This window comes from Pseudomonas sp. FDAARGOS_761 (genome assembly GCF_013343155.1).
Classification (GTDB): Bacteria; Pseudomonadota; Gammaproteobacteria; order Pseudomonadales; family Pseudomonadaceae; genus Pseudomonas; species Pseudomonas aeruginosa.
The window spans coordinates 1477985-1495147 of the sequence record NZ_CP054572.1; the positions used below are offsets into that span (position 1 = coordinate 1477985).

Sequence of the window (17163 nt, forward strand, 5' to 3'; positions counted from 1 at the left end):
GAGCGCGAATGAGTACCGCAGTGGAGATCGCCTGCCGTGACGGTGTGCGCCTGGCCGGCGACCACTTCCCGGCCGTCGGCGATGCGCAGGGGAGCATCGTGGTGGCCTGCGCGCTCGGCGTCAGGCGCGCCTTCTACCAGCGCTTCGCCGTCCTGGCCGCGGCTTCCGGCTACGAGGTGCTGTTGTTCAGCTACCGCGGCAGCGAAGGCGACGACCCTGCCGTGGCTAGCTATCGCCTGGCCGACTGGGGACGCGAGGACATCGATGCGGCGCTGGCCTGGTGCCGAGCGCGCGCGCCGGAGCTACCGCGCTATTTCGTCGGCCACAGCATCGGCGCGCAGTTGCTCGGTCTGGCTGGTCAGGCCAGCGGATTGAGCGGCGCCGCGTTCGTCGCCGGTTCGTTTCCGTACTGGAGGCGCTGGCGAGGCAGGCAACGCTGGCAGATGTTCGGCCTGTTCTGCGTGGCGGTGCCGCTACTGACCGGACTGCTCCGACGCTTTCCCAGTCGTTTCTTCGGCCTCGGCAGCCTGGATATGCCGAGTCATTTCATGCGCGACTGGGCGCGCTGGGTGCGGCAGCCGGACTACCTCCTGGCACCGCGCTTCGGATTGCAGCGGCAGGGTTACGAGGCGCTGGACATCCCCGTCGCCAGCTTCCTGTTCGAGGACGACGACTACGTGCCGTGGGCTGCGGCGGAAAAGCTTCACCAGGTCTATGCCGCGGCGCACCTGGAGTTGCGTCGCAAGGGACGGGCCGAGGGGGCGGTCGGGCATTTCGGGCTGTTCCGCAACGAGGCGTTGCAGAAGGAGTTGCTCGACTACTTCAGGAAGCTGCCCGACGCGGCGTAAGCCGCGTCCGAGCGTATGGCGTCAGTCGCCGGTGGCGACCGGGCGGCGCGGGTCGGTGATCCACTCACTCCACGAGCCGGCGTAGAGGCGCGGAAGCGGGAAGCCGGCGAGGCTCAGGGCGAACAGGTTGTGGCAGGCGGTGACGCCGGAGCCGCAGTAGGCGACCAGCTCGTCCACCGGGCGACCGCGCAACAGGGCGGAGAACCGCTGGTGCAATTGTTCCGGCGGAAGGAAGCGGCCGTCGCTGCCAAGGTTGTCGGTGAAGGCGGCGCACTGGGCACCGGGAATGTGTCCGGCGACCGGATCTATGGGCTCGACTTCGCCACGGAAGCGCGGCTGCGCGCGAGCATCGAGCAGCGCCAGTCCGGGTTGGCCCAGTTGGGCCTGGAGGGTGGCGGCGTCGATCAACAGCGAGGCATCGGGCTGGCCCTGGAAATCGCCGGGTCGAAGACTGCTTTCGCCATTGGTCAGTGCCAGCCCCGCAGCCTTCCAGGCCGCCAGGCCGCCATCGAGGAGGTAGACCCCATCGCGCTTGCCCAGCCAATGCAACAGCCACCAGGCGCGGGCGGCGAATGCGCCGGGGCCGTCGTCGTAGAGCACCACCTGGCTATCCTGGCGCAGGCCCCAGGCTTGTAGCTTGAGCGCTAGCTCGGCGGGATCCGGCAGCGGATGGCGACCGGTCACGCCCTTGCGCACGGGAGCGGAAAGATCCCGTTCGAGGTCGGCGAAATGCGCGCCGGGAATGTGGTTCTCCTGATAGACGCGGGCACCGTAGGACGGGTCTTCGAGGGCGAAACGGCAGTCGAGGACCAGCAGGTCGGGTTCGCTGAGGCGGGCGGCCAGTTGTTGCGCGGTCAGCAGTTGGGCGGACGACATCGCGGACTCCTTGGGTCGGGAAGCAAAGCCGGTGGCGGATGGGTGGATCATGCCCCTTGGACCGCGTCGCGTCATCCCGGCGTCGCGCGGCGAGGCGGAGAAATGGCGAAAGGAAAGGGCCGGCTCCAGGCGGGGAAGATTCTTACTCGGTCATCAGCCTCGCCCGGCAGCGAGGTATTTGTCCAGACATGCAGAATCGGCACGTTCCGAGGTATCCGCTCCTGTGTTCTATCCCTCGGAACGCTTGTCCGATTGGCTTGGCCCGGCGCTTGCGCCGGGCTTTTTTTCGTCTCGTTTCTCTCAGGGGATCGCCAGGCGGCCGATCCGGTCGTTTTCCAGGCTGCCGAAGTAGAGCTGGTCGCCCACCGGCTTCGCCGAGGTGATCATGCGCAGGTGGTGGCCGCTGGTGTCGTGCAGGCTGCGGACGATCCTGCCCTGTTCGTCGATGGCGATGACCAGCCCGTAGGCAGTGGGCTTCGGCAGGAACATGCGCGGCAGCTTGGCCAGCTGCGCCTTCAGCCAGGGATGTCGGTGGAGGAAGTCGGCGTCGGCCTTGCGCGGGGTCGGCAGGGCCACCCAGAAGGTACCCTTGCGGTCGCCCTGGAGGTTGTCCGGCAAGCCCGGCAGGTTGTCGATGAACACCTCGTGCTGGCCAGCCTTCTCGCCTTTCAGCCAGTAGCGGGTGATGCGATAGCGGTAGGTCTCGTTGACCAGTACGAAGTCCTCGTTTGCCGAGAGTGCCACGCCATTGGCGAAGTACAGGTCCTTGAGCAGCACCTCGGTCTTGCCGGTGGACGGGTCGTAGCGCAGCAGGCGGCCGTGCGGTCGGGCCTCGAGCAGGTCGAGGATGTAGTCGGGCTGGTGGAACTTGCTGGAAGCGTCGCTGAAGTAGATGCGGCCGTCGCTGGCGATGTCGAGGTCGTCGGTGAAGGCGAAGGGGACGCCGTCGGCCTCGGTGGCGAGGGTTTCCACCTTGCCCTGCGGATCGATGCGAAGCAGGCCTTTCCAGGCGTCGGCGAGGATCAGGTTGCCGGCGGCATCGAAGTCCATGCCCAGCGGGCGGCCGCCGGTGTCGACGAAGGTCTCGACCTTGCCGCTGGCGTCCAGGCGTACCACGCGGCCGTCGGCGAGACCGGCATAGACGCGGCCCTGGCTGTCCACGGCGGTGTCCTCGGGGCCGTGCAGTTGGCCCTGGCCAAGCAGCTCGGCCTTCATCAGGGTGTCGTTGGGTTCGAGGACCCCGGTCATCTGCGGAGCGGCCGGGGCATCCCAGGCGAGCGGGTCGATCGGGCTGGTCTTCAGGGCCAGGTAAAGAGCCGCGCCAGCCAGCAGGAGGACGATTATTCCGCTGAGCTTCTTCATGCAGTTCCCTTGTTCGGATTGTCGGACAAGGGGCGGAGTATGGACATTCGCTACGTTCATCGGCAAGCGCGGTGCCGAGCGGAATGCTCGCAGGGCGCGAGGCTCTATATAATGCGCCGCACTTGACCAAGGAGATGTTCGTGACCGCGCCCGAAATCCAGTGGATCCGCGATGATGCCAGCCTGGCGCAGCAATGCCGGGAATGGCGCACACAGCCGTACCTCGCGCTCGATACCGAGTTCATGCGCGTCGATACCTTCTATCCCGCGGCCGGTCTGGTGCAGGTGGGCGATGGCCGGCAGGAGTGGCTGATCGATCCGCTGCTGATCCAGGACTGGAGTCCCTTCGCCGAACTGCTCGAAGACGAGCGGGTGGTGAAGGTGCTGCACGCCTGTAGCGAAGACCTCGAGGTGTTCCTGCGCCTCACCGGCAGCCTGCCGGTGCCGCTGTTCGATACGCAGTTGGCCGCCGCCTATCTCGGCATGGCCCATTCGATGGGCTATTCGAAGCTGGTGAAGGAGGTGCTGGACATCGACCTGCCCAAGGACGAGACCCGTTCCGACTGGTTGCAACGGCCGCTCACCGAGATGCAGATGCGCTACGCCGCCGACGACGTCCAGCACCTCGCCCAGGTCTACCTGGCCCTGGATGCGCGGCTGAGCGAGGAGAAACGCGCCTGGCTGCTGGAGGACGGCGCCGAACTGGTCGCCAACCTCTGCCGCGAGAGCGATCCGCGCGAGGCCTACCGCGAGGTCAAGCTGGGGTGGCGGCTGCGTCCGCAGCAACTGGCGGTGCTCCGCGAACTCTGCGCCTGGCGCGAGGAGCAGGCACGCCTGCGCAACCGGCCGCGCAACCACGTGCTGCGCGAACGCACCCTGTGGCCGCTGGCGCGCCTGCTGCCGAAGAACAAGACCGACCTGGCGGCGATCGAGGACATGCATCCGCGCACCGTACGCCAGGACGGCGACTTCCTCATCGAACTGATCGCCCAGGCTGCGCGCCTGCCGCAGAGCGAATGGCCCGAGGCGCTGCCCGAGCCGCTGCCGCCGGAGGTCACCCCGCTGCTCAAGAGCCTGCGCGCCATCGGCCAGCGCGAAGCGGAGACCCTGGGCATGGCGCCCGAGCTGATGCTGCGCAAGAAGATCCTCGAGGCACTGCTCAAGAGCGGCTATCCCGACGGTCCCTACGAACTGCCCGATTCCCTCCGCGGCTGGCGCCGCGAACGCATGGGCCAGGCCCTGCTGGACGCCCTGGAGAGCGCATGAAACGAATCTGTTCCGTCTACAAGAGCCCGCGCAAGAACGAGATGTACCTCTACGTCGACAAGCGCGAGGCGTTGAGCCGCGTGCCCGAGGCCCTGCTGGTGCCGTTCGGCGCGCCGCAACATGTCTTCGACCTGCTGCTCACCCCCGAGCGCCAACTGGCCCGTGAGGATGTCGCCAAGGTCCTGGAGAACATCGAGAAGCAGGGCTTCCACCTGCAGATGCCGCCGGGCGAAGAAGAGTACATCGAGCATCTCCCGGAAGAGTTGCTGCGCATGAACGACCCGCTCTGACGCGAGCCGTACCCCGCTGGCGCCGGCTTCCCGGCGCCACTTTAACGACGTGAAACCCGCTCTGTGCAAGGCTGCGCCTTCGGTGCATGATGTCCGCAAGATGTCGCACGATAGCGGAACCCCTGGCAGCGACCGTGGTCTACCAGCGCCAATCCTGCTGCTCTCGAGGGCTTCCCTCCAGGAGCCGTGATGCATGAAAGAACAATATTCTCCGGCCTGATCGCCAGCCCTTGTCCGGCTTGGCAGTGTGACCCATGCGCTTGCTGATTCTCGAACGTGACCACGCTCTCTATGCCGCGCTGCTGATGGCGGCCGACCCCAGCCTGAAGGTGGTGGCGGGGGACGACCCCCTGCAACTCATCGACGCCGCCAGCGAGTGCTCGATCTGGCTCGGCCAGCCCGACCTGGTGGCGCAGATGCTGCGCCAGGGCGTGCATCCGGTCTGGGTGCAGTCGACCTGGGCGGGCATCACGCCGCTGCTGGCCGCCGACCTGCCGAAGGACTACAGCCTGACACGCGCGGTAGGCATCTTCGGCCAGGTGATGAGCGAATACCTGCTGACCTACATGCTCGCCCACGAGCGCCAGTTCCTCGGTCGCCTGGCCAGCCAGGTCGGTTCGCAATGGGATAGCCGCACGCCTGGCGGGTTGCGTGGCCGGCAGGCGGTGATCGTGGGTACCGGGGAGATCGGCCAGGCGGTGGCGCATACCCTGTCCGGCTTCGGCATGGACCTGACCGGGGTGGCGAAGAATCCGCGTTCGCTGGTGCCGTTCAACCGCATGGGCTCGCTCGACGACCTCGGCCGCCTGGTGGAGACGGCCGACTACCTGATCAACCTGCTGCCCGACACCCCCGATACCCACGACATCTACGACCGTGCGCTGTTCGCCCGGCTCAAATCCACGGCGCTGTTCATCAACGCCGGGCGTGGCGTCGCGGTGGTGGACGCCGACCTGGTGGCGGCGCTGGAGAACAACCAGTTGGCCGGCGCGGTGATCGACGTCTGCCGCGAAGAGCCGCTGCCGGCCAACCACCTGTTCTGGCATACCCCGCGCCTCTTGCTGACCGGCCACACCGCCGCGCCGACCCTGCCGGGGGCGATGGTCGAACTGTTCCGCGACAACCTCGCGCGCTTCTGGGCGGGCACCGCCATGCGTGGCGAGGTGGACTTCGCTCGCGGCTACTGAGCCGCGTTCCCTCAGGCAGCGAGCGGGAGCAGCGGATTCACCTCGACGGTGATGTGCACCAGTTCCTCATGCTCGGCCAGGCGGCGCTTGAAATAGTCGGCGCTGCCTTCCTCGGTGGTCAGCAGACTCAGTAGGCAGGCGTACTTGCCCTGGCCGACCTGCCACAGGTGCAGGTCGAGCAGTTCCGCCGGCAGCGGGCTGCTGGCGATCGCTGCGCGGATTTCCGCAGCCACCGGCGCGTCCATCTGCGCATCCAGCAATACCCGACTGCTCTGCCGGATCAGGCCGCATGCCCAGACACTGACCAGTACCGCGCCGACGATACCCATCAGCGGGTCCAGCCAGGCCGCGTTCCACAGCAGGCCGCCGGCCAGCGCGACGATCGCCAGCAGCGAGGTGGCGGCATCCGCCAGCACGTGCAGGTAGGCGGCGCGCAGATTCAGATCGTGCCGGTGGGCATGATGGTCGTGGTCGTGGTGATGGTGCGAGTGGTCGTGCCCGTGGTGGGCATGGCCGTCGCGCAGCAGCCAGGCGCAGGCGAGATTGACCAGCAGGCCGAGCGCGGCGACCAGCATCGCCTGCTGGTAGTGGATCGGGCTGGGGTCGAGCAGGCGTTCGACCGATTGGTAGAGCATCAGCCCGGCTACCAGCAGAAGCAGCAGGGCGCTGGTGTAGCTGCCGAGCACCTCGATCTTCCAGGTACCGAAGCTGAAGCGCGGGTCGTTGGCATAGCGCCGCGCGGCGCCGTAGGCGAGTACCGCAAGACCCAGGGCCAGGGCATGGGAGCTCATGTGCCAGCCGTCGGCGAGCAGGGCCATGGAGTTGAACAGCCAGCCGCCGGCGATTTCCGCGACCATCATGCAGGCGGTGAGCAATACCGCCCAGCGCGTGTTGCGCTCGGCCAGCGGGTTGCCCTGGTCGAACCGATGGGAATGGCGCAGGGGCTGGGTAGTCGGGGTGCCGGGCATTTGCTACTGTCCTGTCGAGACGTCGAAAATATACTATACCCCAGTATATTACCTGGAGGAGAGAGCGGTGGCCCATACCATCCATGGGAAGAAGAAGCTCCTGGCGCGGGTGCGCCGCATCGCCGGGCAGACCCGGGCGCTGGAGCAGGCGCTGGAAGAGGGCAGCGAATGCGCGGCGGTGCTGCAGCAGATCGCGGCGATCCGCGGTGCGGTGAACGGCCTGATGAACGAAGTGCTGGAGGGGCACATCCGCGAACACCTCGGCGCCGAGCAGGCGAGCGCGGAGCAGCGTCGCGAAGACCTGGAGCTGGTGGTGACCGCGCTGCGCTCCTACCTGAAGTAGCCATGTGCCGGCCGGTGCTTGGCCTGGAAGGGGCGGGGGACTAGACTATCGCGCCTTTTCACCAGCCCCCGATGCCATGGCCGCCAAAGTCGAACCCTTCTGGAAACGCAAGACCCTCGCCCAACTCGACCAGGACGAGTGGGAGTCGCTGTGCGACGGTTGCGGCTTGTGCTGCCTGCAGAAGCTCGAGGACGAGGACGACGGCAGCGTCTACTACACGCGTATCGCCTGCAAGCTGCTCGACCTGCAAAGCTGCCGCTGCACCAACTACGCCGAGCGCATCCGTTTCGTCCCCGACTGCATCCAGCTCACCCCGGCGCAGGCCGACGAGTTCCAGTGGTTGCCGCCGACCTGCGGCTATCGCCTGGTTGCCGAAGGCAAGGACCTGCCGCTCTGGCACCACCTGGTCTGCGGCGACCCGGAGCGGGTCCACAAGGAACGCATTTCCCAGTCCGGGCGCATGCTCAGCGAGACCCAGGTGGCCGAGGACGACTGGGAGGACTACCTGATCTTCCGCGCCGGCTGAGCTCGCGTCCGTCGCACTTCCTTACCTTGTGAAATGATATGTATTATCATTCGCATATTTGCGAAGGGACTTCCGTATCCGACGGAAGCGGGGAGGCGAGGTGTTGCAGCGGGTCAACGGCGCGGGGGGCGCCGCCGGAGGATGCACGGATGGATGAGCGCTTCCGTGGTTCTGTCTCGCATGCCTATCAGGCGTTCCATGGCGAGTTGCTGCGCTTCCTGCGCAAGCACCTGGGCAGTTCGGCGGACGCCGCCGACCTCGCCCAGGATACTTTCGCCCAGTGGCTGAAATGGCCGGGCCGGCAATCGGTCGAGCAGCCGCGCGCATTTCTTTTTCAGATCGCCCGCAACCTGTTGCGCGACCATTGGCGCCGGCAGCAGAGCCGCGGCCAGGATCTCGACCGGCCGGCGGCGAACGACGAACCCGCCGCGCTGGAAGGCGAGGCGGCCGGGCCGGGCGAGCGTTTCGAACAGCAGCAGCGCCTCAGCCACCTGGCGGCCGCGCTGGCCGAGCTGCCGCCGCGGCGGCGCGAAGCGTTCGTCCTGCACAAGTTCGACGGCCTGTCCCAGGTCGAAGTGGCCGAGCGCATGGGAATCTCCCTGAGCATGGTGGAAAAGCACATCGCCAGCGCCTTGCTGCACTGCAAGCGGCGGCTTGGCCAGGGAGGCGAAGGATGAAGCCGCTGGAACGACTGGAACCGCTGTTCGCCGACGAAACCGAAGAGGACATCGATCACCGCGCCGCCTACTGGTTCAGCCGGCGTCGTTCCGGGCATTTCAGCGCTGCCTGCCGGGCCGAGCTGGAGGAGTGGCTATGCGCCGATCCGCGCCATCGCGAAGCGCTCGAGGGCATGGAGCGGCTCTGGCGCGAATTCGACGGCCTGCCGCGCCCGGCGCTGGACGATATTCCCGAACCGGTGCCGGCCTGGCGCCTGCCCCGGGCGCTGGCGGCGGCGTTCTTCGTGTTCTGCGCGCTGCTCGTCGCCACCCTGTTCTGGCGCGACCAGTCGCTCGGGCCGAACCTCGCCTACGGCACGGCGCCTGGCGAGCAGCGCGAGGTGGTCCTGGCGGACGGCTCGAAGCTGTTCCTCGACGTCGATACCCAGGTGCAGGTGCGTTACGCCGAGCGCACCCGCGACGTGCTGTTGAAGAAAGGCGAGGTGTTCTTCGTGGTCAGCCACGATCCGGCCCGGCCGTTCCGGGTCGGCAGCGGCGACAGCCGGGTCACCGTACTCGGTACCCAGTTCAGCGTCCGGCGCAACGCGCAGGCCCTCGCCGTGGCGGTGAAACAGGGGCGCGTGGCGTTGCAGCCGTCCCTGGAGAAGGATGCCGAACATGTGCTGCTGGCTGGCGACAGCGCGCGCCTGGACCTCGCCGACCAGCGCCTGGAACTCGGCCATGTGGCGCCGGAGCAGGTCGCCAGTTGGCGCGATGGGCAACTGGTGTTCCGCGACAAGCCGCTGGGCGAACTGGTGGAGGAACTGTCGCGCTATCGTGCCGCGCCGATCCGCCTGGGAGATCCCCGGCTTGCCGGCAAGCGGGTCTCCGGTACGGTGCGGATCGCCCGCCCCGACGATTTTCTCCTCGCTCTGCCGGCGCTATTGCCGGTGCGGGTACAGCCGCAGGCTGGCGGTGAGGTGCTGATCCTGGCGCGCTGAGGCGCGTCGGCAGCATTAATGAAAATATTTTTCATTCGCATATGTGGGTTTTTCTCCCTGCTGCGTCTTCTCTGCTGTCCGTCGCCGCTGCCGGCGACATCCAGCAGTCACTTGGGGAGAGTTCCAGCATGACCTTGCCTTTCACCCGCGCCGCCTGGCGCCCGCTGTGTTCCGCCGCCGTGCTCGGCGCCGCGTTGTGGGCCGCCGGCGCCAGCGCTGCCGAACGACGCTTCGACCTGCCGGCGCAGCCGCTGGCCGCCTCGCTGTCGCGCCTGGCGCAGCAGGCGCAGGTCCAGGTGCTGTTCGACGAGTCGCTCCTGCGGGGCCTGCGCGCTCCGGCGCTGAGCGGCAGCTACGGGGTGCGCGAGGCGCTGGAGCGGTTGCTGGTCGGTTCCGAGCTGGAGCTGGTGGAGGCGGGCGGCGGCTACGTGGTGCGCCGGCGCCAGGTCGACGCCTACAGCGACAACGCGCTGCAACTGGACGCGCAGACCATCGTCGGCAACGGTCGCGAAGTGGACGCCAGCAACGTCGGCCGTTCGACCCTGACCCGGCGGGATATCGAACGCCAGCAGGCGGACAACATCCCCAGCCTGCTGCAGACCCTGCCCGGAGTGACCATGGGCGGCTCGCCCAAGCCGGGCGGACAGACCACCAACATCTGGGGCCTGGGCGACGCCGAGGACGTGCCCTATACCCTGGACGGCGCGCAGAAGAGCGGCTTCGAGCGCTACCAGCAGGGCACCGTGTTCATCGAACCGGAAATGATCAAGCGCATCGAGGTGGAGAAGGGGCCGCACTCGGTGTTCACCGGCAATGGCGGCTTCGGCGGCACCGTGCACATGGAGACCAAGGACGCCCCGGACCTGCTGCGCGAAGGCCGCGACGTCGGCGCCATGCTCAAGTACGGCTATCACTCCAACGACCAGCAGAAGATCTACTCCGGCGCCGTGTTCGGCCGCAGCGAAGACCGCCGCGTCGATGCCCTGCTCTACCTCAACGGCCGCGACGGCCGCGACATGAAGCTGGCCGACAACCTGCCGCTGTCGCCCACCGACTATCCGATCAACCCCAAGCGCCTGCCCAACAGCGCCCAGGACGAGAAGACCGGCCTGTTCAAGCTCAACCTGCACCCCACCGAGGAGCACGACCTGGGTTTCACCTACCTGCGCTCGAAAAGCTCGCGCTGGACGCCGTTCTCCGCCAGCAGCTACCCGACCCCGCCGAGCCAGTGGACCATCGACCGCTACGGCTACGAGCTGGGCCTGACCCGCCTGCTGGCCCACCGCGATACCACCGACACCACTTGGACCGGCAAGTACAACTACCATCCGCTGGACAATCCCTGGATCGACCTGCAACTGAGCTATTCCGACGCCCGCACCGAGCAGCTCGACCGTCGCGAGGACACCGCCTTCTACCAGCTCGCCACCGGCGGCAAGCGGATGCGTACCGAGTACCAGGACAAGGTCCTGGAACTGCGCAACACCAGCCGTTTCGATACCGGAGCGCTACAGCACGAGCTGACCCTGGGCGCGGCGCTGCACAAGCACAAGCGCGACATCCTCATGCACATGCCGGGCAAGACCTATGAGACCCCGCGCTACAACTACGGCTGGCTGCAACCGGCATTCATGCCGGCCGGCAAGCAGGACACGCAGAGCTTCTACATCCAGGACGCGATCACCTACGGCAGCCTGACCGTCACTCCATCGATGCGCTTCGACAGCGTGCGCAACGACGGCCAGGCCAACCTGGCGCCGATCTACGACAATCCCAAGCTCGGCCATGACTATCGCGCCCAGACCTACTCCGGCTGGTCGCCGCGGCTGTCGGTGTTCTGGACCGCGACGCCGAACCTGGCGTTCTTCGCCGACTACACCGAGACCTGGCGAGCGCCGGTGATCGACGAACAGTACGAAGTGCAGAACAGTTCGACCATCGGCGGCAGCAGCCGCGACCTGGACGCCGAGCGCATCCATGCGATCCGTGGCGGCAGCGTGATCAACCTGCCGGACCTGCTGGTCGCCGGCGACAGCCTGCAGATCCGCACCACGTTGTTCCAGAACCGCATCAAGGACGAGATATTCCGCACCCGCAGCGTCGGCTGCCGCCAGCAGTCGATCGACAACGGCAGTATCGGCGGTAGCTGCGGCGACATGCTGCCGCTGAGCAACTACCGCAACCTGCCGGGCCTGACCATCAAGGGCTTCGAGATCGAGAGCTTCTACGACAGCCAGCGGCTGTTCGGCAGCCTGTCCTACTCGTGGATGACCGGCAAGCACGATGGTGCCTACAGCAATCCCTGGGGACCGAACGTGTGGGCGCGCGACATCCCGCCGCCGAAGTGGGTGGCCATGCTCGGCCTGAAGGTTCCGGAATGGGACGCCAAGCTCGGCTGGCAGGGCGAGTTCGTGCGCAAGACCGACCGCCTGCCCAGCGATCGCTACAGCGGCGGGATGGGTACCGGTTCCGGCGATATCTACTGGGATCACGCGGCCAACGACAGCTACGACACCCATCGGCTGTTCGCCGAGTGGGTCCCGGCCAAGCTGGGCCTGAAGGACACCCGCATCGACTTCACCGTGGACAACCTGTTCAACCGCTCCTATCGCCAGCCGCTGGGCGGCGACCTGGTCTACAGCCAGGGACGCAACGCCAAGATCAGCGTCACCCAGTTCTTCTGAGGGGCGTCAGCGCACCGAACCGATGCGCCGGGTGTCCTCGGCATACCAGACGACGAACACCCGGCCGACCAGGTCGGCGCGCGGTACGTAGCCCCAGTAGCGGCTGTCGTTGGAGTTGTCGCGGTTGTCGCCGAGCATGAAGTAGTGGCCGGCGGGGACGGTCCGCTCGGCCATGCGCAGGGAGTCCGGCTGGCGCAGCGCCTGCTGCGCCAGGTAGGGCTCGGTCACCTGGTGGTCATTGACGTAGAGCCGGCCGCCATCGATCCGCACGCGATCGCCGGGTATCCCGGCGATGCGCTTCACATAGGCGATGCTGCGCTGCGGCGGGAAGCGGAACACCACCAGGTCGCCGACCTGCGGGTCGGCGAAGGCGTAGCGCGCGGCGTTGGCGAGGATGAAGTCGCCCTGTTGCAAGGTCGGTTCCATCGAGCGCGAAGGGATCTTGTACAGCGCCACGCCGAGGAGCCGCGCGCGCGGGTCGAGACTGGCGGTGCCGAACGGATTCGCCAGGTAGACGGCCAGCATGATCGCGGCGAGCAGGCCCATGGCGGGCCAGAAGCGTCGTTTCACGAAGGTTCCCTTTTTCGTGGCGGAAGGCCGGCGTCGCCGGCCCCGCGGTCGTCATACCAGGCCGAGGACCTTGAGCAGGAAGGCGTATTCCAGCGCCACGTCCTTCAGCCCCTGGTAGCGGCCGCTCATGCCGCCGTGGCCGGCGCCGAGGTCGGTCTTGAGCAGCAGCAGGTTGGCGTCGGTCCTGGTCGCCCGCAGTTTCGCCACCCACTTGGCGGCTTCCCAGTACTGCACGCGGCTGTCGTTGTAGCCGGCGACCACCAGCAGGTGCGGGTAGTCCTGGGCCCTGACGTTCTCGTAGGGCGCGTAGGCGGCGATCCGCGCATGCACCTCGGGCTCCTGCGGGTTGCCCCACTCATCGTATTCGGTGACGGTCAGCGGCAGGTCCGGATTGAGCATGCTGTTCAGCACGTCGACGAACGGCACCTCGGCGATCGCCGCGCCGAACAGTTGCGGGCGCTGGTTGAGCACCGCGCCGATCAACAGCCCGCCGGCGCTGCCGCCGCTGATGGCGAGTCCCTCGGGACGGCAGTAGCCCTCGGCGAGCAGGTGCTCGGCGCAGGCGATGAAGTCGTCGAAGCTGTTCTGCTTGTGTTCCAGCTTGCCGGCCCGGTACCAGGCTTCGCCCAGTTCGCCGCCGCCACGGACATGGGCGATGGCGAAGACGAAGCCGCGTTCGAGCAGGCTCAGGCGGGCGTGGGAGAACCAGGGATCGAGGCTATGCCCGTAGGCGCCGTAGCCATAGAGATAGAGCGGCGCGGGGCGCCCGGCGGCGATGCCGTCGAGGACTTCCTTGCGCGCCACCAGGCTGACCGGCACCTGCGTGCCGTCGCCGCTGCTGGCCCAGATGCGCCGACTGGCGTAGACGTCGGCGTCGAAGGGGCCTTCCACCGGGGTCTGCTTGAGGACGGTCTGCGTGCCATCGGCGAGGTTCAGCTGGCGGACCTGCGCCGGACGGTTCAGGGCCTCGTAGCGCAGTCGCACGCAGGGGCTGTCGAATTCCAGGCTGTCCTGCACGTAGAGGCTGTAGGCGGCGTCCGGCAACTGCACGCGGTAGGCCGGCAGGCCCTGCGGTTGCACCTCGATCACCGGCAGGCCGCCGTCGCGCAGGCCGAGGATCACCGCCTCGGCGTTCAGGCTGACATCTTCCAGGGTCCGCTGCGGGTCGTGGGCCACGCGCAGTTGCCAGTGCTCGCGAGTCGGCCGCGACTCCTCGGCCTGGTAGAGGGCGAAGTTGATCCCCGCCTGGTTGCTGCGGATCAACCACAGGCCCCGGCCGTCGAGGCGACCGTGGTCGGGGTAGTACTCGTGGCCTTCCTCGCGCGGCGCCAGGCAACGGAACGTTCCCTGCGGCTGGTCGGCGTCGAGCACCCAGGCCTCGCTGGTGGTCTTGCTGTTGAGCAGGAGGATCAACTGGCGTTCCGAGCTGGAGCGGTAGCAGTGCAGGAAGAAGCGCCCGTCGCCTTCCTCGAACACCAGCTCGGCGCCGGCCTCGCCCAGGCGGTGGCGATAGAGCTTGTGCGGGCGGTGGGTGTCGTCCAGTTCGCCGAAGAACAGTGTGCGGTTGTCGTTGGCCCAGGTCAGGCTGCCGTCGCAGTCGTCGAAGGGCAGGGCCTGCACCGAGCCGCTGGCGAGGTCCTTGACGAACAGGCGGTAGATCTCGTCGCCGCTGGTGTCCAGGCTGTAGGCCAGCAGGCTCTGGTCGGGGCTGATGCTGAAGGCGCCGAGGGAGAGGAAGCCGCCGTCGGCCAACTGGTTGGGATCGAGCAACAGTTGCTCGGCGCCTTCGTCGACCGCCAGGCTGCCGTCCGCCGGACGTGGGCAGCGGTAGTGGCGCGGGTATTCATCGCCGGCGGTGGTGCGCTGGTAGTACAGCCACGGACCCCAGGGACTGGGCAACGACAGGTCGGTCTCGCGGATGCGTCCCCTGATCTCCTCGAACAGGGTCTCGCGCAACCCGGCCTGGTCGGCCAGTTCGCTATCCAGGTAGGCGTTCTCGGCCTTCAGGTAGTCGAGCACCTCCGGGGCGTCGCGCTCCTCCAGCCAGGCGTAGGGGTCGCGTCCGGCGTCGCGGCGGGCGATGGGGGGCTGCGGATGGGGCATCGGGAATCCTCGTCGGTCCGGCCATGCGCGAGGCCGGGAAATCTGAATAAAACTGGCGGCGCGGCGCCCGTCATCGGTGGGTAGGCGCGTCGGCATGCAAAAGCGGCTATCATAAGCCCCCCATCACCGCTATCGCCACGCACGCCGCATGAATGAACAAGACTATCTGATCGCCTGGGGCGCCTACGCCATCGCCGGACTCGGCCTGATGCTGGTGTTCTGGCTGATGACCGGCTGGATGTGGCGCTGGCTGCGCGAACCCCTGCGGCTGATCGTCTTCATCCTGCTGTTCACGCCGACTCCGGTGGACCCGCAGAACGACCTCTACGCCCCGGCCATCGCGATCACCGCGCTGGACGTCGTGTTCAAGGTCGGCAACAACGCCTGGCGCGCGGTCTCCGACCTGGCCCTGGTGGCGCTGCTGGGTTTCGGCCTGTACCTGCTGATCGCCGCCATCCGCTGGCCGCTGGAGCGGGCCTGGAAGAATCGCCGGCATCCGTCGCAGGACGCCGAGGACGAGCCGACCCTGCGGCAGATGATGCAGCCCGAGTTGATGCCGGACGTCGACACCCGCACCGACGAGCACGGCGACCGGCGCATGCGCATCGAGCCGCGCCTGTAGCCTTTCGCGACGAAATCCATTCTTGCACTACGCCCGGCAGGCGTTCAGCATGAGGCGAGGCCTATGTCGGGATTTCCCATGGATTGCGTGTTCTGCGCCATAGCGGGTGGCCGCGAGCCGGCGCACAGACTCTTCGAGGACGAGCATTTCATCGTCCTGCTGGACATCTTTCCGCTGCGACCGGCGCACGTGCTGATCGTAGCCCGCGAGCACGCCCCGCACCTGAGCGATCTTTCCGCCGCCGCCCGCGACGCCCTCCCGGCGCTCGCCGAGCGTACCGGTCGCGCGTTGCGCCGGGCCGGTTTCGGCGTGGAAGGCATCAACCTGTTGCTCAACGATGGCGTGGCGGCCAACCAGCACGTGGCGCACCTGCATCTGCACCTGATTCCCCGGCGTCGCGGCGACCTGCCGCGACTGCTCTGGCGCGCCCTGACCCGTTTCCTGCCGATCGGTCGCGCGAGCCTGCAGGCGCGTCTGCAGCGGGAAGGAGAACTACTACGTACAGCCTTGCTCAGGGAGGTTTGAGCCATGTGTGAACTATTGGGCATGAGCGCCAACGTCCCGACGGACATCGTCTTCAGCTTCACCGGACTGATGCAGCGCGGCGGCGGCACCGGCCCGCACCGCGACGGTTGGGGCATCGCCTTCTACGAAGGACGCGGCGTGCGGCTGTTCCAGGACCCGCTGGCGAGCGTCGATTCGGAGGTGGCGCGGCTGGTGCAGCGCTTCCCGATCAAGAGCGAGACGGTCATCGGGCACATCCGCCAGGCCAACGTCGGCAAGGTCGGGCTGAGCAACACCCACCCCTTCATCCGCGAACTCGGCGGGCGCTACTGGACCTTCGCGCACAATGGCCAACTGGCCGACTTCCAGCCCAAGCCCGGCTTCTACCGCCCGGTCGGCGAGACCGACAGCGAGGCGGCCTTCTGCGACCTGCTGAACCGCGTGCGCCGGGCTTTCCCCGAGCCGGTGCCGGTGGAGGTGCTGTTGCCGGTGCTGATCTCGGCCTGTGACGAATATCGCAAGAAAGGCGTGTTCAATGCCCTGATCAGCGACGGCGACTGGCTGTTCACCTTCTGCTCCAGCAAACTCGCCTACATTACCCGCCGCGCGCCGTTCGGCCCGGCGCGGTTGAAGGATGCCGACCTGACCGTGGACTTCCATGCGGAAACCACGCCGGACGACGTGGTCACGGTGATCGCCACCGAGCCGCTCACCGACAACGAGAACTGGACCTTGCAGCAGAGCGGCGAGTGGGTCCTCTGGTGGGGCGGCGAGGTGTTGGCCAAGGGGCGGGTCTGAATCGCCGCCGTGGACGAGGAGAGCGCATGTTCCGCAGTTACCTGAGACTGGTGCTGTTCACCCTGGGCCTGCTGCTCGGGGTGCAGGTGCCCGGCTTCATCGACGACTACGCCAAACGCGTCGACGCCCATCGCCTGGAGGCCGCGCAGAACATCCAGGGCTTCCAGCAGACCGCCGGGCAGTTCTTCAACGGCAGCCTGGAGGAACTGGTCAGGCATTACCGCAGCAACAGCGATCCGGTGTTCCAGCGCGACGGCGAGAACCTCGACCGCCTGATGCGCCGCGCGCGCATGCTCGACGCCGAGTGGCAGGCCATGCAGGGGCCCTGGTACGCCCGCGCCTGGCACATGCTGCGCGCACCGAACCATGAGTTGCTGATGGAAACCTATGCCAGCTACAGCTACCAGATCCTGCTCAAGCCCGAGGTGATCGCCTGGGGCCTGGGCTGCGCCTTGCTGGTCGCCTGGATCGCCGAGCTGATCGTGTATTCGCTGGCCTCGCTGTTCGGCTTCGGCGAAGACCGCCGCACCCGCGAGCGTCACTGGAGCTGACGGCGCGAC

18 protein-coding genes are annotated in these 17163 nt (G+C 67.4%); 13 read left to right on the forward strand and 5 right to left on the reverse strand.

Annotated features, from left to right (window positions below; translation table 11 throughout):
- Positions 1-8 precede the first annotated feature (8 nt).
- Entirely contained in the window at positions 9-848 is an 840-nt protein-coding gene (locus tag FOC67_RS07050; RefSeq protein WP_003116035.1) for an alpha/beta fold hydrolase, read from the forward strand.
- A gap of 21 nt (positions 849-869) precedes the next feature.
- Here FOC67_RS07050 and FOC67_RS07055 read toward each other — a convergent pair whose 3' ends face one another.
- Positions 870-1724 carry a sulfurtransferase gene (locus tag FOC67_RS07055; RefSeq protein WP_003109274.1) on the reverse strand — a complete coding sequence of 285 codons (855 nt, stop codon included), beginning with the start codon at positions 1722-1724 and terminating at the stop codon, positions 870-872.
- Positions 1725-2024: 300 nt separating this feature from the next.
- Complete coding sequence (locus tag FOC67_RS07060; protein WP_003082649.1) at positions 2025-3086, reverse strand: SMP-30/gluconolactonase/LRE family protein; 1062 nt, start codon at positions 3084-3086, stop codon at positions 2025-2027.
- Positions 3087-3226: 140 nt separating this feature from the next.
- Between FOC67_RS07060 and rnd the strand changes: the two genes are divergently transcribed.
- The 3 genes from rnd to FOC67_RS07075 all read left to right on the forward strand — a co-directional run bounded on the left by rnd (position 3227) and on the right by FOC67_RS07075 (position 5828).
- Positions 3227-4351 (forward strand): ribonuclease D, encoded by a 1125-nt coding sequence (rnd, locus tag FOC67_RS07065; protein WP_003086813.1) that lies wholly within the window; start codon positions 3227-3229, stop codon positions 4349-4351.
- Entirely contained in the window at positions 4348-4641 is a 294-nt protein-coding gene (locus FOC67_RS07070; protein WP_003082651.1) for a YcgL domain-containing protein, read from the forward strand. The genes rnd and FOC67_RS07070 overlap by 4 nt, the downstream gene beginning before the upstream one ends.
- Before the next feature lie 254 nt (positions 4642-4895).
- A complete protein-coding gene (locus FOC67_RS07075; RefSeq protein ID WP_003086815.1) occupies positions 4896-5828 on the forward strand; it encodes a D-2-hydroxyacid dehydrogenase in 933 nt (310 codons plus the stop codon).
- 11 nt (positions 5829-5839) lie between these two features.
- On the opposite strand, the gene aitP is transcribed toward FOC67_RS07075, so the two are convergent.
- Complete coding sequence (aitP, locus tag FOC67_RS07080) at positions 5840-6796, reverse strand: CDF family iron/cobalt efflux transporter AitP (protein ID WP_009314869.1); 957 nt, start codon at positions 6794-6796, stop codon at positions 5840-5842.
- A gap of 67 nt (positions 6797-6863) precedes the next feature.
- Here aitP and FOC67_RS07085 point away from each other — a divergent pair, with 67 nt between their 5' ends.
- The 5 genes from FOC67_RS07085 (at position 6864) to hxuC (ending at position 12006) form a co-directional block, all read left to right on the forward strand.
- Positions 6864-7139: a metal/formaldehyde-sensitive transcriptional repressor gene (locus FOC67_RS07085; RefSeq protein ID WP_003082658.1), complete on the forward strand. Its 276-nt coding sequence runs from the start codon at positions 6864-6866 to the stop codon at positions 7137-7139.
- 76 nt (positions 7140-7215) lie between these two features.
- Entirely contained in the window at positions 7216-7665 is a 450-nt protein-coding gene (locus FOC67_RS07090) for a YcgN family cysteine cluster protein (RefSeq protein WP_003082662.1), read from the forward strand.
- A gap of 149 nt (positions 7666-7814) precedes the next feature.
- Positions 7815-8342, forward strand: a complete 528-nt coding sequence (locus FOC67_RS07095) for an RNA polymerase sigma factor (protein ID WP_003082669.1) — start codon at positions 7815-7817, stop codon at positions 8340-8342.
- The gene (locus tag FOC67_RS07100; RefSeq protein WP_009314868.1) at positions 8339-9322 is read left to right on the forward strand and encodes a FecR family protein; all 984 of its coding nucleotides are present in this window, start codon (positions 8339-8341) and stop codon (positions 9320-9322) included. The genes FOC67_RS07095 and FOC67_RS07100 overlap by 4 nt, the downstream gene beginning before the upstream one ends.
- 128 nt (positions 9323-9450) lie before the next feature.
- Positions 9451-12006 carry a heme receptor HxuC gene (hxuC, locus tag FOC67_RS07105; RefSeq protein ID WP_003112363.1) on the forward strand — a complete coding sequence of 852 codons (2556 nt, stop codon included), beginning with the start codon at positions 9451-9453 and terminating at the stop codon, positions 12004-12006.
- Between the two features lie 6 nt (positions 12007-12012).
- On the opposite strand, the gene lepB is transcribed toward hxuC, so the two are convergent.
- Together lepB and FOC67_RS07115 are read right to left on the reverse strand one after the other, a co-directional pair.
- Entirely contained in the window at positions 12013-12552 is a 540-nt protein-coding gene (gene lepB / locus FOC67_RS07110) for a signal peptidase I (RefSeq protein ID WP_003133458.1), read from the reverse strand.
- A gap of 75 nt (positions 12553-12627) precedes the next feature.
- Complete coding sequence (locus tag FOC67_RS07115) at positions 12628-14679, reverse strand: S9 family peptidase (protein WP_009314867.1); 2052 nt, start codon at positions 14677-14679, stop codon at positions 12628-12630.
- 148 nt (positions 14680-14827) lie between these two features.
- On the opposite strand from FOC67_RS07115, the gene FOC67_RS07120 reads away from it, so the two are divergent.
- From FOC67_RS07120 to FOC67_RS07135, 4 genes are all read left to right on the forward strand, one after another.
- Positions 14828-15301 carry a hypothetical protein gene (locus FOC67_RS07120; RefSeq protein ID WP_003086834.1) on the forward strand — a complete coding sequence of 158 codons (474 nt, stop codon included), beginning with the start codon at positions 14828-14830 and terminating at the stop codon, positions 15299-15301.
- Positions 15302-15364: 63 nt separating this feature from the next.
- A complete protein-coding gene (locus tag FOC67_RS07125; RefSeq protein ID WP_003086845.1) occupies positions 15365-15826 on the forward strand; it encodes an HIT family protein in 462 nt (153 codons plus the stop codon).
- Positions 15827-15829: 3 nt separating this feature from the next.
- Positions 15830-16603 (forward strand): class II glutamine amidotransferase, encoded by a 774-nt coding sequence (locus FOC67_RS07130; protein ID WP_003082680.1) that lies wholly within the window; start codon positions 15830-15832, stop codon positions 16601-16603.
- 26 nt (positions 16604-16629) lie between these two features.
- Entirely contained in the window at positions 16630-17154 is a 525-nt protein-coding gene (locus FOC67_RS07135) for a DUF2937 family protein (protein ID WP_009314866.1), read from the forward strand.
- Positions 17155-17163: the final 9 nt, after the last annotated feature.

Excerpts from the sequence above, each read along its gene's own strand:
- FOC67_RS07050 (WP_003116035.1), top strand. The coding sequence starts at position 9 with ATGAGTACCGCAGTGGAGATCGCCTGCCGTGACGGTGTGCGCCTGGCC.
- FOC67_RS07055 (WP_003109274.1), bottom strand. The coding sequence starts at position 1,724 with ATGTCGTCCGCCCAACTGCTGACCGCGCAACAACTGGCCGCCCGCCTC.
- FOC67_RS07060 (WP_003082649.1), bottom strand. The coding sequence starts at position 3,086 with ATGAAGAAGCTCAGCGGAATAATCGTCCTCCTGCTGGCTGGCGCGGCT.
- FOC67_RS07070 (WP_003082651.1), top strand. The coding sequence starts at position 4,348 with ATGAAACGAATCTGTTCCGTCTACAAGAGCCCGCGCAAGAACGAGATG.
- FOC67_RS07075 (WP_003086815.1), top strand. The coding sequence starts at position 4,896 with ATGCGCTTGCTGATTCTCGAACGTGACCACGCTCTCTATGCCGCGCTG.
- aitP (WP_009314869.1), bottom strand. The coding sequence starts at position 6,796 with ATGCCCGGCACCCCGACTACCCAGCCCCTGCGCCATTCCCATCGGTTC.
- FOC67_RS07090 (WP_003082662.1), top strand. The coding sequence starts at position 7,216 with ATGGCCGCCAAAGTCGAACCCTTCTGGAAACGCAAGACCCTCGCCCAA.
- FOC67_RS07095 (WP_003082669.1), top strand. The coding sequence starts at position 7,815 with ATGGATGAGCGCTTCCGTGGTTCTGTCTCGCATGCCTATCAGGCGTTC.
- FOC67_RS07100 (WP_009314868.1), top strand. The coding sequence starts at position 8,339 with ATGAAGCCGCTGGAACGACTGGAACCGCTGTTCGCCGACGAAACCGAA.
- hxuC (WP_003112363.1), top strand. The coding sequence starts at position 9,451 with ATGACCTTGCCTTTCACCCGCGCCGCCTGGCGCCCGCTGTGTTCCGCC.
- lepB (WP_003133458.1), bottom strand. The coding sequence starts at position 12,552 with ATGGGCCTGCTCGCCGCGATCATGCTGGCCGTCTACCTGGCGAATCCG.
- FOC67_RS07115 (WP_009314867.1), bottom strand. The coding sequence starts at position 14,679 with ATGCCCCATCCGCAGCCCCCCATCGCCCGCCGCGACGCCGGACGCGAC.
- FOC67_RS07120 (WP_003086834.1), top strand. The coding sequence starts at position 14,828 with ATGAATGAACAAGACTATCTGATCGCCTGGGGCGCCTACGCCATCGCC.
- FOC67_RS07125 (WP_003086845.1), top strand. The coding sequence starts at position 15,365 with ATGTCGGGATTTCCCATGGATTGCGTGTTCTGCGCCATAGCGGGTGGC.
- FOC67_RS07130 (WP_003082680.1), top strand. The coding sequence starts at position 15,830 with ATGTGTGAACTATTGGGCATGAGCGCCAACGTCCCGACGGACATCGTC.
- FOC67_RS07135 (WP_009314866.1), top strand. The coding sequence starts at position 16,630 with ATGTTCCGCAGTTACCTGAGACTGGTGCTGTTCACCCTGGGCCTGCTG.